The 23,396-nt window shown below is 69.2% G+C and carries 23 protein-coding genes and 4 pseudogenes; 13 read left to right on the top strand and 14 right to left on the bottom strand.

Annotation, left to right across the window (positions count from 1 at the left end):
• Window positions 1–119: 119 nt before the first annotated feature.
• Window positions 120–740 (top strand): hypothetical protein, encoded by a 621-nt coding sequence (locus tag OHA88_RS42825; protein ID WP_328623863.1) that lies wholly within the window; start codon window positions 120–122, stop codon window positions 738–740.
• 94 nt (window positions 741–834) lie between these two features.
• Here the strand turns inward: OHA88_RS42825 and OHA88_RS42820 are convergent.
• Window positions 835–951 (bottom strand): annotated as a pseudogene (locus OHA88_RS42820) (IS5/IS1182 family transposase); the annotation flags it as partial.
• Between the two features lie 193 nt (window positions 952–1,144).
• On the opposite strand from OHA88_RS42820, the gene OHA88_RS42815 reads away from it, so the two are divergent.
• Both OHA88_RS42815 and OHA88_RS42810 read left to right on the top strand, forming a co-directional pair.
• On the top strand, window positions 1,145–1,912 hold the full coding sequence (locus OHA88_RS42815; RefSeq protein WP_328623864.1) for an SDR family NAD(P)-dependent oxidoreductase: 768 nt from the start codon (window positions 1,145–1,147) through the stop codon (window positions 1,910–1,912).
• 177 nt (window positions 1,913–2,089) lie between these two features.
• On the top strand, window positions 2,090–3,013 hold the full coding sequence (locus OHA88_RS42810; RefSeq protein ID WP_328623865.1) for an RNA polymerase sigma-70 factor: 924 nt from the start codon (window positions 2,090–2,092) through the stop codon (window positions 3,011–3,013).
• A gap of 307 nt (window positions 3,014–3,320) precedes the next feature.
• Here OHA88_RS42810 and OHA88_RS42805 read toward each other — a convergent pair whose 3' ends face one another.
• Complete coding sequence (locus OHA88_RS42805) at window positions 3,321–3,800, bottom strand: lamin tail domain-containing protein (protein ID WP_267007481.1); 480 nt, start codon at window positions 3,798–3,800, stop codon at window positions 3,321–3,323.
• 842 nt (window positions 3,801–4,642) lie between these two features.
• Here OHA88_RS42805 and OHA88_RS42800 point away from each other — a divergent pair.
• Entirely contained in the window at window positions 4,643–6,271 is a 1,629-nt protein-coding gene (locus tag OHA88_RS42800; protein WP_328623866.1) for a transposase, read from the top strand.
• On the opposite strand, the gene OHA88_RS42795 is transcribed toward OHA88_RS42800, so the two are convergent.
• Window positions 6,255–6,908 (bottom strand): SDR family NAD(P)-dependent oxidoreductase, encoded by a 654-nt coding sequence (locus OHA88_RS42795; RefSeq protein WP_328623867.1) that lies wholly within the window; start codon window positions 6,906–6,908, stop codon window positions 6,255–6,257. The genes OHA88_RS42800 and OHA88_RS42795 overlap by 17 nt on opposite strands.
• A 96-nt stretch (window positions 6,909–7,004) precedes the next feature.
• Here OHA88_RS42795 and OHA88_RS42790 point away from each other — a divergent pair, with 96 nt between their 5' ends.
• Both OHA88_RS42790 and OHA88_RS44790 read left to right on the top strand, forming a co-directional pair.
• Window positions 7,005–7,643 (top strand): TetR/AcrR family transcriptional regulator, encoded by a 639-nt coding sequence (locus OHA88_RS42790; protein ID WP_328623868.1) that lies wholly within the window; start codon window positions 7,005–7,007, stop codon window positions 7,641–7,643.
• 128 nt (window positions 7,644–7,771) lie between these two features.
• Window positions 7,772–7,954 (top strand): annotated as a pseudogene (locus OHA88_RS44790) (IS630 family transposase); the annotation flags it as partial.
• Between the two features lie 3 nt (window positions 7,955–7,957).
• On the opposite strand, the gene OHA88_RS42785 reads toward OHA88_RS44790, so the two are convergent.
• The 5 genes from OHA88_RS42785 to OHA88_RS42765 form a co-directional block, all read right to left on the bottom strand.
• Window positions 7,958–8,542, bottom strand: coding sequence for a hypothetical protein (locus tag OHA88_RS42785; RefSeq protein WP_326624073.1), 585 nt, complete (start codon window positions 8,540–8,542; stop codon window positions 7,958–7,960).
• 186 nt (window positions 8,543–8,728) lie between these two features.
• A complete protein-coding gene (locus OHA88_RS42780) occupies window positions 8,729–9,667 on the bottom strand; it encodes a L,D-transpeptidase (RefSeq protein WP_267008254.1) in 939 nt (312 codons plus the stop codon).
• Window positions 9,668–9,946: 279 nt separating this feature from the next.
• Complete coding sequence (locus tag OHA88_RS42775) at window positions 9,947–10,396, bottom strand: spore-associated protein (protein WP_328623869.1); 450 nt, start codon at window positions 10,394–10,396, stop codon at window positions 9,947–9,949.
• A gap of 408 nt (window positions 10,397–10,804) precedes the next feature.
• On the bottom strand, window positions 10,805–11,206 hold the full coding sequence (locus tag OHA88_RS42770; protein ID WP_328623870.1) for a tautomerase family protein: 402 nt from the start codon (window positions 11,204–11,206) through the stop codon (window positions 10,805–10,807).
• 146 nt (window positions 11,207–11,352) lie between these two features.
• Window positions 11,353–12,150, bottom strand: a complete 798-nt coding sequence (locus OHA88_RS42765; protein ID WP_328623871.1) for an acetoacetate decarboxylase family protein — start codon at window positions 12,148–12,150, stop codon at window positions 11,353–11,355.
• 110 nt (window positions 12,151–12,260) lie between these two features.
• Between OHA88_RS42765 and OHA88_RS42760 the strand changes: the two genes are divergently transcribed.
• Window positions 12,261–12,887, top strand: coding sequence for a TetR/AcrR family transcriptional regulator (locus OHA88_RS42760; RefSeq protein ID WP_328623872.1), 627 nt, complete (start codon window positions 12,261–12,263; stop codon window positions 12,885–12,887).
• 327 nt (window positions 12,888–13,214) lie between these two features.
• Here OHA88_RS42760 and OHA88_RS42755 read toward each other — a convergent pair whose 3' ends face one another.
• Window positions 13,215–14,150, bottom strand: a complete 936-nt coding sequence (locus OHA88_RS42755) for a LysR family transcriptional regulator (RefSeq protein ID WP_328623873.1) — start codon at window positions 14,148–14,150, stop codon at window positions 13,215–13,217.
• A 133-nt stretch (window positions 14,151–14,283) separates the two neighbouring features.
• On the opposite strand from OHA88_RS42755, the gene OHA88_RS42750 reads away from it, so the two are divergent.
• From OHA88_RS42750 to OHA88_RS42740, 3 genes are all read left to right on the top strand, one after another.
• Window positions 14,284–15,546, top strand: coding sequence for an MFS transporter (locus tag OHA88_RS42750; RefSeq protein ID WP_328623874.1), 1,263 nt, complete (start codon window positions 14,284–14,286; stop codon window positions 15,544–15,546).
• A 251-nt stretch (window positions 15,547–15,797) separates the two neighbouring features.
• Entirely contained in the window at window positions 15,798–16,418 is a 621-nt protein-coding gene (locus OHA88_RS42745; RefSeq protein ID WP_328623875.1) for a hypothetical protein, read from the top strand.
• Between the two features lie 189 nt (window positions 16,419–16,607).
• Window positions 16,608–18,101: a PepSY-associated TM helix domain-containing protein gene (locus tag OHA88_RS42740; RefSeq protein ID WP_328623876.1), complete on the top strand. Its 1,494-nt coding sequence runs from the start codon at window positions 16,608–16,610 to the stop codon at window positions 18,099–18,101.
• 544 nt (window positions 18,102–18,645) lie between these two features.
• On the opposite strand, the gene OHA88_RS42735 is transcribed toward OHA88_RS42740, so the two are convergent.
• Window positions 18,646–19,410 carry an SDR family oxidoreductase gene (locus tag OHA88_RS42735; RefSeq protein ID WP_328623877.1) on the bottom strand — a complete coding sequence of 255 codons (765 nt, stop codon included), beginning with the start codon at window positions 19,408–19,410 and terminating at the stop codon, window positions 18,646–18,648.
• Window positions 19,411–19,448: 38 nt separating this feature from the next.
• Window positions 19,449–20,408 carry an NADP-dependent oxidoreductase gene (locus tag OHA88_RS42730; protein WP_328623878.1) on the bottom strand — a complete coding sequence of 320 codons (960 nt, stop codon included), beginning with the start codon at window positions 20,406–20,408 and terminating at the stop codon, window positions 19,449–19,451.
• 202 nt (window positions 20,409–20,610) lie between these two features.
• On the opposite strand from OHA88_RS42730, the gene OHA88_RS42725 reads away from it, so the two are divergent.
• Both OHA88_RS42725 and OHA88_RS44785 read left to right on the top strand, forming a co-directional pair.
• Window positions 20,611–21,003, top strand: a complete 393-nt coding sequence (locus tag OHA88_RS42725) for a winged helix-turn-helix transcriptional regulator (RefSeq protein ID WP_326601045.1) — start codon at window positions 20,611–20,613, stop codon at window positions 21,001–21,003.
• 417 nt (window positions 21,004–21,420) lie between these two features.
• Window positions 21,421–21,750: pseudogene (locus OHA88_RS44785) on the top strand (DUF6188 family protein); the annotation flags it as partial.
• 156 nt (window positions 21,751–21,906) lie between these two features.
• Here the strand turns inward: OHA88_RS44785 and OHA88_RS42720 are convergent.
• Window positions 21,907–22,026 (bottom strand): annotated as a pseudogene (locus OHA88_RS42720) (AraC family transcriptional regulator); the annotation flags it as partial.
• A 173-nt stretch (window positions 22,027–22,199) separates the two neighbouring features.
• On the opposite strand from OHA88_RS42720, the gene OHA88_RS42715 reads away from it, so the two are divergent.
• Window positions 22,200–22,484: a hypothetical protein gene (locus tag OHA88_RS42715; RefSeq protein WP_327238948.1), complete on the top strand. Its 285-nt coding sequence runs from the start codon at window positions 22,200–22,202 to the stop codon at window positions 22,482–22,484.
• A 175-nt stretch (window positions 22,485–22,659) separates the two neighbouring features.
• Here the strand turns inward: OHA88_RS42715 and OHA88_RS42710 are convergent, their stop codons facing one another.
• Entirely contained in the window at window positions 22,660–22,899 is a 240-nt protein-coding gene (locus OHA88_RS42710) for a hypothetical protein (protein WP_328623879.1), read from the bottom strand.
• A 105-nt stretch (window positions 22,900–23,004) separates the two neighbouring features.
• Window positions 23,005–23,391, bottom strand: a complete 387-nt coding sequence (locus tag OHA88_RS42705; protein WP_328629554.1) for an alpha/beta fold hydrolase — start codon at window positions 23,389–23,391, stop codon at window positions 23,005–23,007.
• Between the last annotated feature and the right edge of the window lie 5 nt (window positions 23,392–23,396).

Here is a 23,396-nt window from a genome sequence, read left to right as displayed (position 1 = left end):
CGGGTGGAAGGGAAACCGGACGAGGTCGCGGGGGAATCATGCAGATCATCGAGGTGACCGGGTATGCCGTCCGATCTGCTGTGATCACCATGAGGCGGACAGGGACGCCACTTGAATTCGTGATCTTCCCGATGCTGCATGTGGCGTCGCCGACGTTCTACTCCCAGGTCCGCATCAGGCTCAGGGAATGTGACCTCATAGTCATCGAGGGAATCCGAGGGAAGTCGGTCGGAGTGAGTGCCCTCACGCTTGCTTACCGGTTCGCCCCACGCCGGCGGCGCAACGGCCTGCAGGAGCAGCGCGAAGCGCTGCTGCTTCCCGAGGCCGTGCAGGTCATCAACCCGGATGTGACCGCGGCGGAGGCGATCGCGGACCTGAAGACACTGCCACGGTGGACGTACTTGCTGCTCATGGTCGCGGCTCCCGTGATGGGCCTGGTGTTCGCGCTGCGCGGTCCGCGCGCCTTCCTCGACGAAGACCTGGTGGTCGAGGATCTGCCGTCGACACTGCGGGCGGAGATGATGGCCGACGATCCTGTGGGGCACGCGATGACCGGTCGGCGCGACCAGCGGTTGCTCGACGCGCTCGGCGAGATCCACGCGGAGCGCGGCGACGAGCCGATCCGGGTGGCCATCGTCTACGGAGCCGGCCACGTCCCGGCGATCGTGTCGGGGCTGAGGAATCGTTACGGGTACCGGCCACGTGAAGCGGAGTGGCTTACCGTCCTTGTCCCGGCGTAGACCGCCGGGCGAAACCGGTTCTGCGCGGCCCGGCAGACAGCGGCGGCGTTACGGCTGGTCCGATCACGTGATGCCGAGGGCGGTCAGCCACCAGCCGGTCCGGATGCCACTTGTGCCCGGGATGCCGGGTCCGACGCTCGACCTCGGGCAGCAGCGGCCAGATCACCGCCCACAGCTCGTCATCGACTTCCCACGGCTTCGGCCGAGCCACCCAGCACCCCCGGATCATCAGTCCCGGAGTGATCCGAACGAAGGCGAGCAGACCGTCCTGCCTGACGCCGGCCAGACCATCTCGACCGAGAACATCGTTTTCTGTCCACATGTCAGAGATGGCCGGGCTGTCTCGTCTCAGGTTGCGAAGACAGGTTCTGAGAAGAACCCACCTCGACAACAAGGAGCTGGTCATGAGCGAGGAGACCACACACCGGAAGGTCGCGCTGGTTACCGGGGCGAACAAGGGGATCGGCCGTGGGGTTGCCGAGCAACTCGCCGTGCTGGACATGACGGTCCTGATCGGCGCCAGAGACCCGCGGCGCGGCGAGGAGGCAGCGGCGGCGCTGCGCGCGGCAGGCGGCGACGCGCACGCGGTCACCTTGGACGTCACCGACCAGGCCACCGTCCGCGAGGCCGCGAAGCAGGTTGAGGAGCGCTTCGGCCACCTGGACGTGCTGATCAACAACGCCGGCATCACCGGCTCCGGACAGGTCTCGCCCGAAGACGCCCACGATCAGGTCCCCAGCACCGTCGGCCTGAACATGGTCCGGGCGGTGTTCGAGACCAACGTCTTCGGGGTGATCGCGGTGACCAACGCCATGCTGCCGCTGCTGCGGCGGTCACCGGCGCCGCGCGTCGTGAACGTCAGCAGTCACGCCGCGTCGCTGGCCCTCACCAGTGATCCGGACGGCCCCTTTGCCGCACTGCTGCCGTCTGCGGCGTACTCGCCGTCCAAGAGCGCGCTGACCGCGCTGACCGTGCAGTACGCCAATGAACTGCGCAAGGACGGCTTTCTCGTCAACGCAGCCGCCCCCGGCTACGTCGACACGGACAGCAACAACCACACCGGCTTCCTCACGGTCGCGCAGGGCGCCGCAGTCGTGGTGCGCCTGGCCACCCTCGGCGCAGACGGACCGACCGCCGGGTTCTTCAGCGAGGACGGCTCGGTGCCCTGGTGACGGTGGCCCTGAACAGCGGCGCGTTTCACGGGCCACGGCGCCTTCGCGGATCACCACGTGGCCGGCCCCTCTGCCGGCGAATCAACAGGCAGTGGTAGTTGATGACCGAGTGGCGCGGCTCCTCCCACGGGAAGCCGCGCCACCCTCGTGGCGGCCAAGTTCCAAGGAGGAGCCGGCGTGACGAAGACCGAAGAGTTCCAGGAGCTGCGGCCGCTGCTGTTCTCGATCGCCTACCGGATCCTGGGCAGTGTGAGCGAGGCCGAGGACGCGGTCCAGGAGACCTGGCTGCGCTACCAGGCCACCTCCGCCCAGCCCGGGTCGGCCAAGGCGTTCCTGTCGACCGTGGTCACCCGGATCTCGATCGACGTGCTGCGCTCGGCCCGCGTCCGGCGGGAGGAGTACGTCGGGCCGTGGTTCCCCGAACCGCTGCTGACCGACCCGTACGAGGATCCGGCGCGGTCGGCGGAGCTGGCGGACTCACTGTCGATCGCGGCCCTGCTCCTGCTGGAGCGGCTCACTCCGCTCGAACGCGCGGTCTTCGTGCTGCGGGAGGTGTTCGCCTTCGGCTTCCCGGAGATCGCATCGGCCGTGGGACGGTCGGAGGCCGCGTGCCACCAGCTCGCGGTACGGGCGCGCCGTCACATGGAAGCGGGCCGACCCCGGTTCGAAGCCGACCGGAAAGAGCGCGAGGAGCTCGCCGAACGGTTCTTCGACGCCTTCCGGGAAGGGGATGTCGACGGGCTGGCCGAGCTGCTGGCCGCCGACGTTCAGATGATCGGTGACAGTGGCGGCAAGGCCCCGCAATTCAAGCCCGTCATCCTCGGTGCCGAGCACGTGGTCCGGGTGCTCGCGGCGTTCGTCCCGCTGGTCATCAGGGGGGCCGGCATCGTGGAGCCGCAGCAGGTGAACGGCCAGCCGGGTGCGATCCTCCGCGACCGGGACGGCCAGGTTCTCAGCACCTGGGCGCTCGACGTACTCGACGGGCGGATCCAGATGATCCGCACGGTGAACAACCCGGACAAGCTCGGGCACGTCGGCCCCGTAGCAGATGCCTGGGCGGCCCTCCGCGAGGCGAACCAGGCACACCGGCCCACGGATTGACCGAACAGCCGACTGCACTCCAGGGCTGGGCTGCCGTTTGGCTCAGGCCCGCACCGGCGGGTCGGCGTGAACCACATCGTCCGCTCACTGCCCCGGAGATGTCCTGGCTCAAGGAGCGCACAGGCTCACCGGCCACGGCGCCGGGGACGAGGGGGCGGCCGCGTCCGGTGCAGGCGCCGGCACCGGTGTGCACATGCATCGTCGGCACGAGGCCACCCAAGCGGGGGGCCGCCCTGACGTACGGCGTGCCACCGCCCTGTGCGGGTGGTGGCACGCCGGATCAGATGCAATCAGTGGCAGGGTCGGGTCAGCGGCGGTAGCCCCAGGAGTGGGTGTCCACGGTGCGGCCGTGGTCGTCGCGCAGGGTGGCCTTGTCGGCGTAGTTGCTCCAGATGTAGTCCCGGCTGTCCTGGTAGACGTCCCGGCGGGTGTCATCGCCGCGCCCGGTGTGGACACGGACCGTGGCCCGGCCCGCCAGGCGCAGGTCGTCGAAGCGGTACAGGTTGCCCTCACGGTCCCAGAGCGTCCACCCGTCCAGATCGACCGCGCGGCGGCCGGTGTTGGTGACCTCCACCCACTCCCTGTTCAGGGACTGGTTCGACCAGTCGTCGCGACCGGGGCTGTCGTACTGGATGTCGCCGAGGACGACGTTGGAGTACGACTGGTGGCGGCCGTACCCGTGGCCGTGGTTGCTGTCGGCGGAAGCCGGCATCGCCACCACGGCGACAACGGAACCGGCCGCCAGAGCGGTAGCGGCAATGCGGCGGACGGTACGGGAAGCAGACATTGACGTCCTCTCAAGTAAAGGCGCCCAGGACCTGGTCAAGGGCCATGCCGCGCGGTGCGGGCCCCGGCCCTTCAGGCCGAGAACCCACAGCCTGCGGCACCTCCCCCACCGCCGACAGCAACACCGGTCCGCGTTACTGAATGCGGATATTTCCGTAACTATCGACTGCGTGAATCACACACCGCGCCCGGACGTGACCCTGACACCGACTGCCGGATGCACGCACCCGCCCCACAGCCGGGAGCAAGCCATTTCCAGCTCGCCCGCACGCCTTGCCGCACCACCTTGTGAGCCACCCATCCAGCAGCACGCCCATCGGTAACAGCCACAACACTGCGCAATCCAGACACACATCGCACGACCGGACACCTGATCGACGCGGCCCGGTTTGCCGGGGTCCCGGCCAGGCGCGCGGCCAGCTCACGGCCGACGGGCGGTCAGGGGGGCGGCAATCGCGAGCGGGAACAGCGCGGGCTCTGGGGCCGGACGTGGGCGTGTGAGGTCACCGGCGAAGCGGCCCGCAGCCCTGCCGCGGCACGGTCCGGCTGCGGGATCGCCCCAGGTTCATCGGGTCTGGTCGGTCGGCCGGATCAGGATCTCGTTGACGGCGACATGTTCGGGCTGGGTGACTGCGTAGACGACTGCGGCGGCGATGTCCTCGGGCTGGAGGGTTGCGAGCTGCTGTCGGTTTGGTGTGCGGAAGTGAGTTGTAGCGCCCGGGAGTGAGTCCGGTGGTGGGCCGGCAGGGATCGGAATGGGAGTTCTGGAGTCGAATGGGTGACCTTGGTGGTGGTTTCTCGTTGTGCTGAGTGGCAGGTGCGCAGGTTCTTGGGGGTGTTGTGGTGGGTGGTGTGCGGGAGTTGGCGGCGTCGTTCGTGGTGCCGGGTCCTTCAGGAGTGGCGGTGCGGGACCGCCTGAAGCACCTCACACCCCAGGACGAGAGGGTCCTGCGAGCCGTCGGTGAACACCAGGGCGCGCTCGCCTCCCATGACCTCAAGGCCCGCTGCGCGGACGGTCTGGATCACAGTGCTGATACGTGGGCATCGCGTAAGCGGGAGCTGACGAGGGAGTCGTCGTCGCGGATCGCGGGTGCGATCACGAAGGCCACGCACGATCAGTGGGCGCTCGCCCGTCGCTGTCAGGCCGCGCGCATCCGCACCCTCGATGCCGGGATCAGAACGCTGCGGCACCGGCTGTCCCTCCCCATCGGACAGAAGGGCACCAAGCGGGCAGCCGGTGGCTACCGGTCCAAGGGAGAGTGGTTCCAGAAGTCGCGTCGCCTCAACGCCCTTCAGTCGCGGCACACGGCGGTGGTCGCGGACTGGCGTACGGGACGGGTCCGTGTGGTGCGGGGCGGTAAACGCCTGCTCAACACCCGCCACCATCTCTCCGCGGCGGGGCTCACCGAGAAGCAGTGGCGGGAGCGGTGGGAGGCGGAACGCTGGTTTCTTGCGGCGGACGGTGAGTCGGGGAAGCGGTTCGGGAACGAAACGATCCGCGTCACTCCGGACGGCCAGGTGTCCATCAAGCTACCCGCCCCCCTCACGCACCTGGCCAACACCCCGCACGGCCGCTACACCCTCACCACCACCGTGGCGTTCGCGCACCGGGGTATGGAATGGGCCGACCGCATCGCCGCGAACCGGGCTGTTGCCTACCGCGTCCACCTCGACGTGGACCGTGGGCGCTGGTATCTGACCGCGTCCTGGCAACGCCCCCTCGTGCAGACCATCGGGTGGGAGACCGCCCGGGCCCACGGCATGATCGGCGTCGACACCAATGCCGACCACTTCGCCGCTTACCGCCTCGACCCGCACGGCAACCCGGTCGGGGCACCGCACCGCTTCGCCTACGACCTGTCCGGCACCACCACCCACCGCGACGCACAGATCCGCCACGCCCTCACCCGCCTCATCAACTGGGCCAAGCAGACCGGCGTCACCGCGATCGGCATCGAAGACCTCGACTTCCAAGCCGAGAAGACGAGGGAGAAACACGGCCGCCGCAAAAAGTTCCGGCAGCTGATCTCCGGCATCCCGACCGGCAAACTCAAGGCCCGGCTCGTCTCCATGGCCGCCGAACAAGGCCTCGCGATCGTCGCGGTCGACCCCGGCTACACGTCGATGTGGGGTGGACAGCACTGGCAGAAACCGCTGACCACCCCGCACCGCAGAATGTCCCGTCACGATGCCGCCGGTATCGCGATCGGACGACGCGCCCTCGGACACCCGATCCGGCGTCGGACGACACCGCCCCCACACGACCGGAGTGATCGTGTCGGGCATCGGACCGCCCAGGCCGGACCAGATGCACGAGGGCGTGAGGGAACCCGCCCACCCACCACGGACCACGCCCCCGGAGACGTGCAGCCGAACGGGACGCGAAAGCGGGAACCCAGTGCATCCAACACCGTTCGGGATGCACCCAGAACACATAGGTGGGTCCAGGACTCACTTATGCACACTGGCTAGGAACGGTTCGCATCGACTCGGCCATGCTCTTGGCCGCGGCCTGGATGGCCGGGTCCGTGATGTGGCTGGTGAGCTCGGTCGCGACGAATCCAGGCTCGATGACGACGACGCGCACGCCCTGCGCGGTGACCTCCTGCCGCAGCGCCTCGGAGAAGGCGTTGATGCCGAACTTCGTAGCCGCGTACACGCTGCTCGTGGCTGATGCCGCCCGTCCCGATGTCGAGGAGACCTGCACCACCGAGCCCTTGGTCTCAAGCAGGTGAGGCAGAGCCGCGTGGACCATGTACATCGATCCGAGCAGGTTGGTCTCGACCATACGAGTCCACTCGGTGGTGTCCGCGCCGAGGACCGGGCTGCTGAGCATGACGCCCGCGTTGTTCACGAGGACGTCGAGGGCTCCGAAGTGCTCAACGGTTGCCGCGACCGCATCATTCACCGACTGGCGGTCGGTGACGTCCAGTTCGAGAAGGAGGATCTCGCCAAAGGCGTCCTCCGCCAGGGTCTTCAGCCGATCGGTCCGCCGAGCTCCGACTGCAACCCGGGCTCCCGACTTCGACAAGGCGAGTGCGGTGGCCCGGCCGATGCCCGAGGACGCGCCGGTAACGAGGACGACTTTTCCTTCCAGGGTGGTGCTCACGTTTTCCCTCCCGGGGAGTCAGTGGTTCGAAGCCCGGGCCGCCAGGGGTGCTGGGCAGCCGGCGCCAGGCGAAGTGCACAGCAGAAGGAGGCACCGATGACTGCAGCGACAACCACTCCCGGCCAGCGGGCGGACATGGTGCGCAATCGACGCCTCCTGCTCGACGCCGCGGCCGCAGCCTTCGCCGAACACGGCCTGGAAGCGTCGATGGGCGAGATCGCCCAGCGCGCAGGCCTCGCCAAAGGCACCGTGTTCCGACACTTCCCCACCAAGGAAGACCTGTTGGCAGCGATCATGCTCCGGCTGCTGGACCGGCTCGCCGGCTCGGCAGGCCGCGCCCTCGAAGCCGACGACGCGGCCGCGGCACTGAGGGAGTTCATGACCAACGGCGTCGAGGCGCTGGCCGCCGACCGCGCCTTCTGCGAAGTGATCGGGCGCCCGTCACTGCAGCACTCCGAGGTGCGGGATGCGATCGCAGAACTCTGCGTCGCCGTCGAGGCACTCACCGCTCGCGCACGCGAACAAGGCGCCATCCGCAGCGACATCACCGGAACGGACATCGTGCTGCTGCTCGGCGGCATCCACCAGACAGCAGCGCCCCTGCTCGCTACGCAGCCGCAAGCCTGGCGCCGCTACCTCGAACTGACCCTCGACGGGCTGCGCACCTCCACCCCGAGCGCACTGCCACACCGGCCGCCCCTGCGTCCGGAACTCACCGACTCTGCACTCACCTGACCTACGAGGCCACGGAGCCCTGTCTCCAGGCCCTCACGCCCAACGCCCCCAACAGTGGTGGGCGAACTGACCGACCCCGTCGTCACCCCGGCCCGCCCAGGACCTGTTGCGAAAGTCGGTCTCGGCCGTATCGCGTCAACGCCGCGCTGCGCGAGCTGTTCGCGGGCCGCAGCCGGCTGACCGGTCTTCCGTTCCCCTCGTACACGCCCGACCTCAACCCGGCCGAGGGCGTGTGGGCACACCTGAAGGACAGTCCGGGCAACCTGGCCCCGTGCAGCATCGGCGAACTGGCCGCACCGGCCCGCACCCGAACCTCAGCAGCCGACGGGGCCGGGCCGGGCCCGGGCCCGATCGCGGGACCACGTAGCCGCCCCCACCAGCACCGCCGCCCCCAGCCCGTACAGGGGCAGCCACAGAGTTGTCGTGGCCGCCAGGCACTCGGCAACGGCCTTGCGGGCCTGGACCTCCTGCGTGAACGCCAGCGCAGCACCGTCACTGCCGGCCAGGTTCCCCAGCGCGGCCTTCACCTGGAGGGCCTCGTACCTGCCCATCAGCTCGCACTCGCTGCGCGTGCCCGGCATCGGGAACAGCCAGGCCCGGCGCTGCAGCATGGGTGCAAGTGCGATTGCCACGCACAGGCCGACGACCAGGGCGTACGCGACCAGGCCGCGCATGTACGCCGAGCCGATGCCCGGCGTCCACTCCGCCCGTCGCTGGAAGGCGAGCATCACTGCAAGGAGCGTCACCCCGATGAACGTGGCGAACCACTGCCACGAGCCCTGAGCGAGCGCGAACGTCAGCACCGCGGCGAGTCCGATGCCGATGACCCCGGGAGCGGGAATGTCGCCTGCTGCGAGAGATGCCGGCCTCGGGGTCACTCGGGGGCTGGGATCACTCACGGGCCTCTCCTGCAGGGGGAGGCATCAGCATCCGCCGCGGGGCGCCGCGGCCCTGGGCACCATGCCGTACGGGTCCGGCGCCTCGCCCGGATGGCCCGCATCCTGGTCGGCCGCGGGGCCACCGGCCGGGGGCGCGCCTGGGCCGTCTCCGGGGCTCTTGCGGACCGGCGCCGCCACCGCAGCGTGTCACAGCGTCGCGGTCGTCCCCTCCCCGGAGGCGCTGCCCGCGAGCCACTGGTCCCATCCCAGGTTGAAGGCGGCGTAGCCGTTGTCGGCCGGCGCCTTGGCACGGGGCGAGCCGGTGATGGTGACGGGATCGCCCTGCTTCACCTGGCCGTAGAACCACTTGGCGTCCGACAGGGACAGGTGGACGCAGCCGTGCGAGCCGCGGGCGCTGCCGCTGCCCGGATTCGGGTCGCCGGTCGAGTAGTGCACGTATGTGCCGGACTGGGTGAGGTGGACGTCCCAGGGCAGCGTCAGGTCGTAGTAGTTGGGGTTGCCCTTGTCGCAGCTGATACCGACGCTGCAGGAGGTCATGTGGACCTTCTCCTGCTTGTCGATGACGGCCATCGTGCCGTTCCACGTCGGATACTGGGCGCTGCCCGCATTGATCGACAGGGTACGCACCACGTTGCCGTTCCGGGTCACCTTCATGGTGTGGCCGGTCACCGAGACATCCGCGCGCACATCGTCACCGATCTTGAAGGTGTGCGTGTAGCTGTGCACGCCGTAGCGCCCGTTGCCGTTGCTGACGCCCTTCATGTCGGCGTCGATCTTCACCGTCGTACCGGAGGGCCAGTACTCCTTCGGCCGCCAGTCGGCGCGCTTGTCGCCGAACCAGTGCCAGGCGCCGGGCACCGGCTGCGAGGCGCTCACCTTCATGTGCTTCTCCACCGTGGCCCGCGCCTTGGCCGCGACCGGGTTCGTGAAGATCACCGAGATCGGCATGGCCACACCCACAGTGGTTCCCGTCTGTGGCGTGATCGTCTCCAGCAGCATCGGCGGACCCGCGGGTTTTGTCGGTGACGGCGAGACACTCGCGCTCGGCTTGCGCGACGCCTTTGCGTCGTCCCCGCTCGCCTTGTGACTGCCGCCCCCGCCGCAGGCACTCGCGCCCACCAGCATCACACCCGTGACGAGTGCGATCCCTATGCCGCCCTTGTGCCGTCTCACGACGTGCCCCGCTCTCTCGTTCCACAGCCCTGACGGGCCCGACTCCCTGTCAGACGGCAACGGCGTGGACCGCAGTTGCGTGCGTCGCGTAAAGCGTGTCTCAAGACTCGCTGCGCACCGATCCCGCCCCGCCTGCGGCTCATGGATACCTTCCCGTCGACCGTCAGCAGTATGGCGGTCGGATTCCGGGTAGCGGCGGCGCGGGACCTCGTGGCCGGGTGATGAACCGGATCAGCGGATCTCGGTGACCCGGTATTCCTTGAGCGCTGCACAGTTGGAGTTTTCCACCGACACGTACACGTTGGCGATGTTGCCGCCCCAACTCACGCAGTGGGCCTTGCCGTAGACGTAGGCCGGCCCCGCGTACGACTTGTAGTACCCGGAGTCCCCGGCCCACTCGTCGGTGTCGGGTACGTAGATGTACGTGGACATGGCCTTGGCCGTGCCCGGGTTGGCGCGGATGGTCGCGACGCAGTTCTTGCCGTTCGAGGCGTTGTACGTCAGATAGACGGTGCCCAGCGAGCCGACAGGCACTGAGTTCACGGTCTTGTAGGCACTGCCGCAGACGCCCTGCGGTGTGACGTTGGGTGCGGCAGAGGCGGTCGTGCCGAACACGGCCGTGGCACCCACCACCAGTGTGGTTAACGCCCCAACAGCCGCGATATTACGCACGCTTCCCATATTTCCCCCTTGCGTCTCCGAGAGCGGTTTGCTCCCACTTGATGTGACCCCCGAGCGGCAAGGATGGTTGTGCCGGCTGCACACAGAGATGCCGGGTGAACCTATGGTCCCAGCGGCTCCCGCAGCCCCTGGTACGCGTGGACGAGGAACGCCCCGAACGCGCACGCCATCAGGGTCGGTACGACAGCGATCACGGCCACCGCGGCCGGCATCCGGTCTTCGGCAACGACAGCTGGGCGGACTGCCTGGCAGCTCGCCGAAACTGGGACATGACCGCCGTCCGGAAGCGGTTGCCGGTGGTAGTGGATCGAGTTTCGGTACCGCGGAATCGTTCCTCTGGTCCCCCGGCCGCCGGGTGGCGACGCTACGTCGGATAAGGACCCACGGGCTGTCGTCCCGGCCGCGGCTTTACGCCTCGTGCTGTCTCAGCCATTCCTTCTCCTGCCCCGGGTCGGGCAGGACGTGGCCGGCTTCGACCGCGGAACGCGCGGGACTGTCCTGGATCACTACCAGGATGCGGCGTTCGGGTATCCCGGTGATGCGGGAAGCGGCCGCCGACAGTTCGAGTGCCAGGCGGGTCGTCTCCTCCTGCGGGTGGCCCCGGCGTGCCCAGCCGCCGATCAGGAGCGGCGCCCCGGGTTGTCCACCGACGTAGACGCTGTCCTGGGGCAGTTCGGAGAAGACCACGTTGACGTAGGCGGGCGGGACGTGATTGACCTCGGCGTGGATCCGGGTGATCTCGGCGGCCAGGTCGCCTTTGACGCCGGCCCTCAGCGTTCCCTGGGCGGTGGTGCAGGTGTAGATGGGCATGTCGAATCCTGAGCTGTGGGAGCTGTGAGAGCTGTGGGCGTGCCCCCCAAGGCATCGGGGGGCACGGCTGCGTGGGGATGGTTCGTGGTGCAGGAGGGACCCCGGGGTGAGGGCCGGCGGCGGGGCGCTCGTGGCGTGCGGGGTGGTCAGTTGCTGTGGTCGGCGAGGGACTTGAGGTCGGTGACGGTGTAGGCGAGGTCGAAGTGGAATCCCTTGCCGGTGCGCTGGATGGGCAGGTCGGCAAGTTCTTCGCCGTGGGCGGGGAGGAAGGCGAGGTCGGCGGTGCCGACCCAGGCGTCGCTGATGGCGGTGTCGTCCAGGACGGACATGACCAGTTCGTGGACGGCGGGCTTGTCGTGCTGTCCGGCGGCCAGGCGGGGGAAGTGGCGGAGGTTGATCACGGGGCGGTTCATCAGGGCGGTGGGGTCAGGGACCGGCTGTTCCAGGGTGATCTTGGCTTCGGCGATGCGCTGTCCGGCCGCGGAGGCGGTGGCGCCGAACTGTCCGCCTGGACCGAGGACCGGGGTGCCGGGGCCGCCGACGGAGTAGGCGCGGGTCTGGTGGACGGCGCCGAGCTTCTTGGGGAAGCCCTGGACCCAGCCACGGGCCATGGCGGAGTCGTTGTCGACGTAGATGTAGGGGCACCACGCCACGGGGGTGTCGTTGTAGCGGGCGTCCAGGGTGATCAAGAACTCCCGGTACTGCGAGCGTGCGGGGTCCAGGTACTCCAGGCCGGTGGAGGAGTACTGCCAGTCGATGAACATCGCGACGCCGCGGCCGGCGGAGTCCGGGTCCGGGGTCAGGCCCTCGGGCAGAGTCGCCGCGGCGGCGGCCGGGTCGGTGAAGAACTCCACGCCCACCACGGTGCCGGCGTAGTGCCACGGCGGGGCGGGCGCCAGGTTCGCGATGCCACGGGGAGACAGGGGGACGGTGTAACCCTTCATGCCATGTCCTTCGGGAAGAGACAGACCGAAACGATACGTATCGTTTCATCGATGGACGCGACGGTAGCACGCCTTGACCCATGAGTGAAACGATACGTATCGTTCTACTCATGGCACTCGTCTTCTCCTCAGGTTCGGTTACCGGCGGGCCGCGTTCTGTTTCAAAGATCCTCGACGCGACACGGGGTGTCCTGTCGGGACAGGGGTACCCGGCGCTGACCATCGAAGCCGTCGCGGCGGCCGCGGGCGTCGGCAAATCGACCATCTACCGCTGGTGGCCCAGCAAGGAGGCGCTCGTCGCCGACGCGCTCGCCGAGATCTTCCGCGCCGAGGAGATCCCCGATGAGGGCGACACCCACGCCGAACTGCGCCACGCCGTCGACATGACCATCGACAACTACGCCAACGAGGACATGGCCGCCTCACTGCCCGCACTGGCCGGCGGCCTTCTCCCCCACCCCGAACTCATGGCTCGGTTCCGGGAGGCTTTCCTGTCCCGCAAACGCGAGAACATCGCCGCAGCACTGCGCCGCGGAATCCAACGCGGCGACCTGCCCCACAACCTCGACACCGACCTCGTTCAGGACATTTGGGCCGGCACCATCCTCTACCGACGACTCATGACCGGCTCCCCCCTCGACGCCGACCTCGCCGAACACCTTGTCCGACTCGTCACCAACACTCCCCCGCTGCTCCCTCACCGAGAAGCAGAAGTGCGTCCAATCACGGACCCGTGAACCGGGCCACTGCGCTCGAGCTGCGATTCGGATGGGCGATCCACCGCCGCCGGCTTCGGTCCGCCGATGCTCAGTGGGACCGTCGAGGCCCGGCTCCTCTTCCCTCACGTGCGGCATGCGCAAGAAGAGGGCGTCGAAGCCCCGCACCGTGAGGGGAGAGGGTGACCGTTGGGCTCTCGTCCCCGGTGTACCTTGCCCAGTCCACTCCAGGGAGTCCGGGAACGTCAGGTGCTGCGGTGCGGGCGGGGCGGTATTCCTGTACTGCGGTGTCCGCCCTGCTGTCACCGTCCGTCGATCCGGCCACGATGCTCGAAGACGCGGCGGCGTTCAGCGCGCAGTCACCCAGCTCGGCGCCCAGGTCCCGGTGGCGTCGTGGCCGGCCGTTGTGGCGGCGAGGTGGGCGCGGAGGGTGGTCAGCGCCGGGTGGGGGTTGTCGCGGTGCCACAGGAGCGAGTGCGGGTAGACGGGCGTCGGGTCGGTCACCGGGATGCGGCGCAGGCCGTGGTCGGTGGGCCAGACGAGGCGGGTGTGCTCGCCCATGAAGGTGGCCAGGGCCGGGGTGTCGGCGATGGTGTCCAGGAGCGCGTCGGAGCCGAAGTTGGGGCCGGTCGCCTCGATGGTGAGGCCGAACTCGGCGACGAGGTCGTCGTAGTAGGCGGCCCACTCGGTACCGGGGACGATGCCGGGCATCCAGATCCGGTGTCCGGTGAGCTGAGCGAGGGGCACCGACCGGGCGCCCGCCAGCGCGTGGGCGGGGCCGGTGAGGAGCTGGAGCGGTTCGTCGAGCACCCGGACGGACTCGATGTCCTCGGGAAGGGGCCGGCCGGGTACGGCGACGGCGCGGAAGGACGCGTCGATCGCACCGGACCGGATGGCGGCGACGGCTGTCTCGATGTCGAACAGCATCACCACGTCGAGGTCGATCTCGGGGTGTGCGCGGTGGAAGCCGCGCAGCAGGCCCGCCGCCGCGCCGCGCGAGGCGATCACGTCGACGCGCAGCGGACGGCGGCCGGTGCGCACGGACGCGACCGCGCGCTCGGCGACGCGCAGCAGCTCGCGTGCGTGGGGCAGGAACGCCTGCCCGTCGATGGTGAGTTCGGCGCCGCGCGCGGTGCGGGTGAACAGCCGCACGCCGAGGGTGCGCTCCAGCGCGGCGATGCGCTTGGAGACGGCCTGCTGGGTGACCGCGAGCTCGGCGGCGGCCTCCTGGAACTGCCCCGCGTCGGCGGCGGCGACGAAGGTCCGGACGGTGTCGAGATCCATGCAGACACCCTATGGACACAACCATTGGTTGTGGCTGACGGCTCTGTGGTTGTTTGATTCCTGGTTGTGGTGCTCGCTTTGATGCTTCCGATCGCGGATCGGTTGTGCAGGGTGAGTGCGAGGGGCATCGGGCATGAGGAGCGGGCACCGGCTGGGACATCTGCTCGGACATCGGCTGGGGCCGCAGTTCGGGTGGCTCTGGGGAGCGTACGGGACCAGTGCGCTCGGCACGTGGCTCGCCTTCGGCGCGTTCCCGCTGATCGCCATCCAGGTGCTGCACGCCGGGCCGGCCGAGGTCGCCGCGCTCTCCTGCGTGGGGGCTGCGGTGGGCGCGGCCGTGGCGGTGCCGCTCGGCCCGTGGGTGGAGTTCCGCCGCAAGCGGCCGGTGCTGATCGCGATGGACCTGGTGCGGTTCGCGGCGCTGCTGACGATCCCTGCCGCGTTCGCGCTCGGCGTCCTCACGTTCCTTCAGCTCCTGCTGGTCTCGGTCGTCGTCGCGGCGGCCGACATCACCTTCCGCGCCGCCTCCGGCGCGTATCTCAAGACGCTGCTGCCGGCCGAGGACCTGCTCGTCGCCAACGCCCGGTTCGAGTCCACGACCTGGACGACCACGATCATCGGACCGCCGCTGGGCGGCGCGGCGATCGGGCTCCTCGGTCCGGTGGCGACGGTGGTGGCCGATGCGGTCAGCTACCTGCTCTCGGCCCTGGGTATCCGCGCGACGGGCGGGCACGAGCAGCGGCCCGAGCGCCGGGAGGCCGCGCGCATGCGGGCCGGGGACCTGCTCGACGGCTGGCGGTACATCCTCGCCGACGCGACGCTGCGTCCGCTGTTCTTCAACACCGCCTTGTTCAACGGCCTGGTGATGGCCGCCCAGCCGCTGCTGGCCGTCCTGATGCTCGGCCGACTCGGGTTCGCACCGTGGCAGTACGGCCTCGCCTTCGCCGCGCCCTCGATCGGCGGGCTGCTCGGTTCGCGGCTGGCCCGGCCGCTCGTCGCCCGGTTCGGCCGGCACCAGGTCCTGGTCGTGGCCGGGGCGCTGCGCGCGCTCTGGCCCGTCGGCCTGGCCTTCCTGGGGCCGGGCGCCGGCGGGCTGCTGCTGGTGATGGGCGTCGAGCTCGGGCTCATCTTCTGCTGCGGGGTCTTCAACCCCGTCTGCGCCACCTACCGCCTCGAGCGCACCGCGACCGACCGGGTCGCCCGCACACTGTCCGCCTGGGCGGTGACGACCAAGGCCACGACCGCGCTCCTGACGGCTGTCTGGGGCGTGCTGGGCGGCCTTCTCGGCCCGCGTACGGCCATCGGCCTGGCCGGCGTGCTCCTGCTGGCGACTCCGTTGCTGCTCCCCCGCCGCGCGACAGCGCTTCTCTCCGAGCCGGAGCCGAGCCGTACCTGACGGGCCGCCACGGCCGTCGTCGCGATCGGGCTGCGCCGCCCCTTTTTTGAAGGTGCGTGACTTTCCGGCGGTCAGGGAGCCTGCTTGCCGGCGCAGTTGGGCGCAAGTTGTGGCCTCGGGTGCGGGAGCAGCATCCGGTACGCGCAGGCGCTTGGGCCCGCCGAGGGTGACGAACGGGGGCCCTTGTTGGTCACGGTGAGGGGCTCGGCGGTCTGTCGCCATTTCGGTGTTGAATGGCACCATTGCTGCTCATGACGTCCGGGCCCGTCTTCCGCCTCGCGCGTGCCGCGGTGTTCGCGGCCGTGTGTGTGGCGGCGGCGGGCCTTGGTCACGCCCTGATGTTACGGACGGTGCCGGGTTGGGCGGTGGGGTATGCGTTCGCCGCCACGACCGCCGGAGCCTGGTGGGTGGCCGGACGCGGTGAGCGCGGTGCCTCAGCGGTGACAGGCGCCACGGTAGTGGCGCAGTTCGCCCTGCACGGCTGGTTCAGCCTTGCTCAGGCCTTCGCCGCCGCGCCCACCAGTACCGGCGAGATGGCTGTTGGCCATCAGGCCATGGATGCGATGCCCATGACCTCCGCAGCCATGGGGGGCTGGTCCACCGGCATGGCCTTGGCCCACGTCCTCGCCGCAGTGCTGTGCGGGCTATGGCTTTGGCGCGGCGAGGCTGCGGCTTTCCAGCTCGCCCGCTCCCTGGCCCTGTTCGTCTTCGCTCCCCTGCACAGGGCCTGGCGCGTCCACGTCGCCGTCAGTACACCCCCGGCCCCCGCAAGCCCCGCGTCCTTCCACATCCCCTCGCGCTTGCCCCATCAGGCAGCCCTGTGGCACAGCGTCACGCGGCGGGGCCCACCGAAGGCGGCGATCTGCTTCTGACCGTCCGTCCCGCTCTGTCGCGGTGACGGGCGCAGTCCGGCGTGCCCGCACGCACCGCCTGCCCGGCGCCCTTCGGGCGCTTCGGCTGCGGCAGCCGTGTCACGCCGTACCGCCTTTGTGGCGGACCGAATCGTTGACTTCGCGGGCGCCCGCGCCCTTGCGCGCCGGGTGCCGATTGGGGATGCACGCATGTCTTCAACACAGGAACAAGCACCGAGGGACGACCGCGGTGAGGCCGTAACGGCCGTGGTGGAAGCTGCCGGCCCCACCGGGCCGTCGCCCGCCGCGGAGGCCGGCGCCTCGCAGCCAGGTCGTTCGTGGAGGGGTGTACGAGCGCTGCTCGTGCGGCTGCACTTCTACGCCGGGGTATTCGTCGCCCCCTTTCTGCTCGTGGCCGCGCTGACCGGGCTGGCGTACACCTTCACGCCCCAGCTCGACCAGCTCGTCTACGGCGACCAGCTCCGGGTGGAGCAGGTCGGCAACGGGCCGCGCCCGCTCACGGAACAGATCGCGGCGGCCCGGGACGCCCACCCGGAAGGCACGCTGGCTTCGGTGATCACCCCGCCCGGACCGGAGGACACCACGCGGGTGGTGCTGTCGCTGCCGGAGCTGGGCGACAAACAGCGCACCGTCTTCGTCGACCCCTACACCGCCAAGGTCCAGGGCGAACTGACGACCTGGTACGGCTCGACGCCTCTCACCACATGGCTGGACGACCTGCACCGCAATCTGCACCTCGGTGAGACCGGCCGGCTCTACTCGGAGGTCGCCGCGAGCTGGCTCTGGGTGATCGTCGCAGGGGGGCTTGTCCTGTGGCTGGGACGCGCCCGGGGACAGCGCGTCAGGTCGGCGCGCGGCGTTCTGCTGCCCGATCGCTCCGCCCGGGGCGTACGGCGTACTCGCAGTCGGCACGCGGCCACCGGCGTGTGGCTCGCTATCGGCCTGTTCTTCCTCAGCGCCACCGGCCTGACCTGGTCCCACTACGCCGGCGACCACTTCGGGCAGCTGCTGGATGCAGCCAAGGGCCAGGCGCCGGAGCTGGTCACCACGCTGCCCGGCGGGGCCGAGACAACCGAGGGCGAGCACGCGGGGCACGCCGGGCACGGCACGGGCCACGACTCGGCGTCGACGGACCCCGCTGATTTCGACGCAGTCCTCGCTGTGGCGCGCGACGCCGGGCTGGGCGGCCGGGTGGAGTTGACGCCGCCCGAGGACGCGGTGAGCGCCTGGACCGTGGCTCAGGACGATAACCGCTGGCCGGTGCAGTACGACCAGGTGGCCGTCGACCCCGTCAAGGGTGAGGTCACCGCCGAGAGCCGGTGGTCCGACTATCCCGCCCTGGCCAAGCTCAGCAAGCTCGGCGTCCAAGGCCACATGGGCCTGCTCTTCGGCCTCGCCAACCAGATCCTGCTGGCGCTGATCGCGCTCGGTCTGGTCTTCGTCATTGTGTGGGGTTACCGCATGTGGTGGCAGCGGCGCCCCATGCGTGACGACCGTACGGCGGTCTTCGGCAAGGCTCCGGCACGGGGGACGTGGCGGCAGCTGCCCCTGCCGGTGCTGATCATCGGCGTTCCGGCCGTCGTCGCCCTCGGCTGGGCACTGCCCGTTCTGGGGATCACGCTGATCGGGTTCCTCGTCCTGGACGTGACAGCCGGGCTCGTCCGGCGAGGCCGCGCCGCGTAGCGCCGAAGCCGGGAAGGCCTCATCTGACTCCGGCTCGGCACGCATTGTGCCGGGCCGGAGTCAGATGCCTGCGGCCGGCCCCGCATGATCCTGGGCCCCTACTACGAGTAGCTCGGCTTCACGGTCCTACGGCCGGGGCCCCAGCAACTGGCCAACCGCCGGCCCACGCACTCCCCCACGCCCCGCATCCGGCAGACCGACCCGCTCCTCCACCACCATGCGCTCCCCCGCCACCGAACCGGCCTACGCGTGGCCGGCCTCGCCCCCGGACAAGCCACAGGGAGCAGAAACACCCGTTTCCACGACAGTCAGGCACTCGGGGATGTACCGGCCCACGACAGCGACAGCCACGCCTGACATCACCCACATGTCAGTGGCATCCGCGTCACCCACTCACACCGCCAGCACGAACCCATCAATTTGACGCACCGTCACTGGCGCCACCCCGCTGACACCAGCGGGCGCATCGCAGCCGGTCGCGGTCGGCGCCGGTGCTGCCACTTGCCTTGTGGGCGGCTTTACCCGCAGTACCGTCCGGCATCTGTCATGCGGCGGTCATGCCGCCGTCGATGGCGAGTGCGGCTCCGGTGATGAACGTCGCTTCGTCGCTGAGGAGGAAGGCCACGAACGCCGCGATCTCGTCCGGCTGGGCGATCCGCCCGATCGGGTGCAACGCTCCGGCCACGCGGACGGCCTCTTCCGGCGGCAGGCCCATGTTGTTGCGGAGCAGGGGGGTGTCGACGCCGCCGGTGACGAGCGCGTTGATACGTACGCCGGTAGCGGCCACGTCGAGGGCGGCCGACCGTGTGAGTCCGACGACGCCGTGCTTGGCGGCGCTGTAGGAGGCCATGCCGGGGGCTCCGGTGATTGCGAGGTTGGAGGCGTTGTTCACAATCGCGCCGCCGCCGGATGCTTGCAGCACTGGCAGCTGGTACTTCAGGCTGAAGAAGACACTGCTGAGGTTGAGCGCCAGGTCGGCGTTCCAGGCCGTGCTGTCGATGTCGGTGAGCGGGCCGACGGCGGTGGCCGCGCCGACGTTGTTGAAGGCCCCGTCGAGGCGTCCGTGCCTGTCGACGACCTGCTGGACCAAGTCCGCGACCTCGGCCTCGGCTGTCACGTCGGTGGGTACGAAGACGGCGTCTGCTCCACCGGCGCGCAGTTCGGCGGCCAGCGCGTCGCCGGCCTCCTTGCCACGGGCCGCGAGGACGACCTTTGCGCCCTCGGCGGCGATTCGCCCGGCGGCGGCCCGGCCCATGCCGGAGGTGGCGCCTGTGATGAGGACGACCTTGTTGGTGAAACGTGCTGGCATTGCTGACTACTCCTGTTTTTCTTGGAGTTGGGTGGGATTCAGAAGGTGACGACGAGGCGGCCGCGGACGCCGCCGGCCGCCATCCGGCGGTGCGCGTCACCGGCCTCAACAGGGGAATAGGTCTGCGCGACCCGTGGGATGAGGACGGCCGTCTCGGCGAGTTCCCGGATCTGGTTCAGTTTGTCCGTGCGTCCGAAGTAGTCGGGGACAAACGTCGTCCGCACGGTGATCCTGCCGCTGTTCTCGAGCTCGTAGCCGCCGGGTTCCTCGGCACTGCGGAAGCGGACGAAGGTGCCGCCGTCGCGGACGGTTTCGGACAGTCGTTGACCGAGCAGCGCGACATCGGCGACCGCGTCCACGCCGTCGGGATACCGGGCGCGGAGATGTTCGGCGACGTTGGGTCCTCTGGCCACGATCTCGTCCGCGCCGAATCCGCGGACCAGTTCCTCATCGGCGGGTGCTGCATCGGCTATCACGGTGAGTCCCGCGTGCTTGGCCAGCTGCACCAGATAGCTACCGAGCGTCCCGGCAGCCCCGACGACGGCGAGGACCGATCCCGCCGGGAGGGCCAGCAGGTCGAGCGTCCGCAGTGCGGTGAGTCCGTTCATGGGCAGGGTTGCCGCACTCGCGTGGTCAAAGCCCGCTGGTGCACGAACCACCCAACTGGCCGGCAGTACCCTGTACTCGGCGTAGCCGCCGGCGGCAGTCCCCAGGGGCATGAGCATCGCCATGACCGGGTCGCCCACGCGAAGTTCGGTCCCGGTCGCCGGGCCGACCTCGTCGACCACGCCCGCGATGTCCATCCCGGGAACATACGGGCCCGGAAACTCCCGGAGTCTTTCCGCATGCGCACCTGCTCGCAGCAGTGCGTCCGCCGGATTCACCGCGGCTGCGTGAACGCGCACACGGACCTCACCGGGCCCGGGGTGCGGATCCGGTAGATCGACAACCTGCAGTACGTCCGGTTCGCCGAACTCGTACAGTCCAACGGCTTGCACGTCACGACCCCTAGAGCAGTAACCAATGAATACCTTGTACGTCTTCCGTACCTGGTATCGAGTCTCGCGAACCACACGAAAAGCGACAAGAGGGCACTTCGAAGTGCGCAGGTATCCCGGGGGGAACCACCCCGAGCGAGGTCCGGCGTGACGCGTACCTGGTTCCCCGGCGGTACCCGGTTTCGCTCGTATACTTACTGCTATGACGCAGTCGCTCACGGATCCCGGCGACACAGACCCCGCTCTGTGCGAACAAGGACGCGACCTCATCCGCGACGTGCTGGAACGGATCGGCGACAAGTGGTCCGTAGTCGTGATCTGCAAGCTCGCCGACACCACACGTGGGTTCAACGAACTGCGCCGCCTCAGCAGTCCCATCACCCAGCGGATGCTCAGCGCCACATTGCGCAGGCTGGAGCGCGACGGGCTCGTAACGAGGACCGTCCACAACACCAAGCCCCCACGCGTCGACTACGCCCTCACCCCGCGCGGGCTCAGCTTGCTGAAAATTGTCCAAGCTCTGGCCAGGTGGGCAGAGGACAACGCCGACGGAATCCTGGACTCAAGGACGATCTTCGACGCCGAACAGTTGTGACGGCCTGTCGGAACGAACCCACCGGTGCTCCCAGGGCGTGTTCGTGGTGCCGGCCGGTGGTGGGCTGGGCCAGGTCGCCAGTACCCAGATGGTGTGGTGGCGAGGTTCAGGTCGGTGCAGATCTCTTCGAGGACGCACTGGTTGTACAGCTCGGACAGCGCGACGGTGTACTCAAGCAGGGTGCGGGTGCGGAGCGTGCGCGCGTGCCCCACTGGCCGTCGGTGCGGCGGACCTTGACCGACAAAACGAGATGGTCACGGAGCAGCGGCTGGCCGTCGCGGGACTCGTTGTCTCGTCTCACTCAATCGAGTCGTTTCCTCAACGAACCGAGTCGTTCGGGCTCTGTCTCATCGAACCTGGGCGCGCCACGCCGCCCTGGCGCGGCTCACGTCCCACCCCGCGCATGGGAGGGATCCCATGGCTCTCGACCGTCGAATCGGCCAAGGTGCAGTAGTGAGCACTGAAGAGAGTCCCGTCGAACACGACGACCGGTGGGTCCTAAGCCTTCGCGGGATGAGCGTGACCAAGATCAGTGTGGACTTCAGGCTCGTGCTGGTCGTCGGCTCGGACTGGGAAATCGCATTGGAAGCGCCAGTCAGGCTCTCGTACGGGACAGTGCATGCCAGCCCGTCCGTACTCCTGAATCCGCAGTCACAGGACGTGGCCGCGGCCCTTGCTCTCTTCGGAGCGAGTGTCCTGTCGGTGGTCGCGTTCAAGTCCGGCACCCTGCGTCTCGTTTTCGACACAGGCCACCACCTGACTTGCTCATCCGATCCGTCTTTCGAAGCGTGGCAGGTCACGGGCCCACCCGTCGTCGGGCAACGACCTACGCGAAATGCCTGCTTCGACGAAGCCGTCGACGCCGGTGAGCGGGCTGCGGCGATGCCGGCCGAGGCAGGTGACGTCCGCTTCGGTCCTGTCCAGCGACAGGTGGCCGGGGCGGCTGCGGTACGGGTTCGACGGGAACCACTCCATGAACACATCCCGCCACAGGCCCTGTATCGCATGCGGTCGCATGCCGGCGTCCGGCCGTCGTTCGGCGGAGCGGGCACCGGAGCAGTGCCAAAAGCCGCCATTCGGATCACCGCTGAGGGTCCTTCCGGTGATTGCGGCACGTCTCGCGCACACTGCACGTCCTGCGGCGGGTATGCCGTCTCCGCAGAAGGCGGCCCAGCGATCCAGTCAGGAGATCAGCCATGTATGCAGTGGTTCGGCGGTACGAAGGGGTGACCGATCCGGCCGAGGCGGGGCGCCAGGTGAACGAGGGGTTCCTGCCGCTCCTCCGCCAGGTCCAAGGTTTCGTGGCCTATTACTGGGTCGATGCCGGGGGCGGGGTGATGGTCTCGACGAGTGTCTTCCAGGACCCGTCCGGCGCCGAGGAGTCGACCGATCGGGCGGCGGATTTCGTACGGGACCGCCTCGCCTCCCTGCTCCCCAGCCCTCCCCAGGTCACGGCCGGCGAGGTCGTGGCTCATTCGTAACGGCCTGCCGGAAAGTGGAACGGCCGTGACACCGCGAACCGCGCAGGTCGCCGCGTACGAGCAGCTGCGCCCAGCACAGCCTGCCCACGCTGCCTTCTGCTCGGCCACTCCGCCGCTGCGGTTCGGTGAAACGCCGCCCGACGGCCCGGATGCCGGCAGTCCGCCGGTCGTACCTTCAGCGCCCCCCGCGGTCGAGGGCGGCAACCTCGCGTACGGCCTCGGCGATGGCCTGGAAGTCCTTCTTGAGGATCGCACCGTAGTTGCTGGCGACCTTCGCGCCGATCTGGATGTTCGGGTGGTGGGCGGTCACCGCATCGAGGCTGGTGCGTATCCGTTCCTGCTCATCACCGCGGCTCCCCAAGGACGTCCCCGAAGCGACCACATACCGCACTGGGACGGTGATGTTGTCCAGCACGGGGCCCAGCTCACGCTCGCGGGAGAGTTAGCCGAGCTCGATGTTGCTGTTCGGCGGTCATCCGCGGGGCCAGGCCCGTCGGGCGCAGCAGCGGCAGGAACCAGCTCATCCGCCGGAACAGCTTCCGGATCCGCTGCTCCATGGCCTCGTCGAGCCAGTCGTACGGGAACGCGCCAGGACCGCGCCCAGGGCACGCTCCGGATTCCGGCCGGCCCAGTGCGCCCCGACGAACACCCCGTAGGACCAGCCCACTAGCAGCGCCCGGTCCACGCCCCTGGCCGCGAGAACGGCATCGACGTCCCGGACGGCTGCCTCGAAGGAATAGTCCGCCGAACGCTTCGATTTGCCGCGGGCCCGCTCGTCGTAGGTGATGTGCCGCCGCCCTGTCCCCAGTTCAGTGATGCCCCGCCGCCAGTACCCCTGAGTAGCAGTACCCCTGAGTAGCGAACTGGCCGTTGAGTTGAAGTGCTCTCCTGGCTGAAGCCGGGAGATTCCTG

This window comes from Streptomyces sp. NBC_00353, from assembly GCF_036108815.1.
In the GTDB taxonomy this organism is placed as follows: Bacteria; Actinomycetota; Actinomycetes; order Streptomycetales; family Streptomycetaceae; genus Streptomyces.
Note: the sequence above shows the minus strand (reverse complement) of the source record. Positions and strands in the feature narration are given on the sequence as shown.

Coding starts and splice junctions, on each gene's coding strand:
- OHA88_RS42775 (WP_328623869.1), bottom strand. CDS start 10,396: ATGGGAAGCGTGCGTAATATCGCGGCTGTTGGGGCGTTAACCACACTG.
- OHA88_RS42745 (WP_328623875.1), top strand. CDS start 15,798: ATGACGTCCGGGCCCGTCTTCCGCCTCGCGCGTGCCGCGGTGTTCGCG.
- OHA88_RS42760 (WP_328623872.1), top strand. CDS start 12,261: ATGGCACTCGTCTTCTCCTCAGGTTCGGTTACCGGCGGGCCGCGTTCT.
- OHA88_RS42715 (WP_327238948.1), top strand. CDS start 22,200: ATGTATGCAGTGGTTCGGCGGTACGAAGGGGTGACCGATCCGGCCGAG.
- OHA88_RS42805 (WP_267007481.1), bottom strand. CDS start 3,800: ATGTCTGCTTCCCGTACCGTCCGCCGCATTGCCGCTACCGCTCTGGCG.
- OHA88_RS42765 (WP_328623871.1), bottom strand. CDS start 12,150: ATGAAGGGTTACACCGTCCCCCTGTCTCCCCGTGGCATCGCGAACCTG.
- OHA88_RS42755 (WP_328623873.1), bottom strand. CDS start 14,150: ATGGATCTCGACACCGTCCGGACCTTCGTCGCCGCCGCCGACGCGGGG.
- OHA88_RS42790 (WP_328623868.1), top strand. CDS start 7,005: ATGACTGCAGCGACAACCACTCCCGGCCAGCGGGCGGACATGGTGCGC.
- OHA88_RS42815 (WP_328623864.1), top strand. CDS start 1,145: ATGAGCGAGGAGACCACACACCGGAAGGTCGCGCTGGTTACCGGGGCG.
- OHA88_RS42770 (WP_328623870.1), bottom strand. CDS start 11,206: ATGCCCATCTACACCTGCACCACCGCCCAGGGAACGCTGAGGGCCGGC.
- OHA88_RS42725 (WP_326601045.1), top strand. CDS start 20,611: ATGACGCAGTCGCTCACGGATCCCGGCGACACAGACCCCGCTCTGTGC.
- OHA88_RS42750 (WP_328623874.1), top strand. CDS start 14,284: ATGAGGAGCGGGCACCGGCTGGGACATCTGCTCGGACATCGGCTGGGG.
- OHA88_RS42735 (WP_328623877.1), bottom strand. CDS start 19,410: ATGCCAGCACGTTTCACCAACAAGGTCGTCCTCATCACAGGCGCCACC.
- OHA88_RS42740 (WP_328623876.1), top strand. CDS start 16,608: ATGTCTTCAACACAGGAACAAGCACCGAGGGACGACCGCGGTGAGGCC.
- OHA88_RS42780 (WP_267008254.1), bottom strand. CDS start 9,667: ATGCTGGTGGGCGCGAGTGCCTGCGGCGGGGGCGGCAGTCACAAGGCG.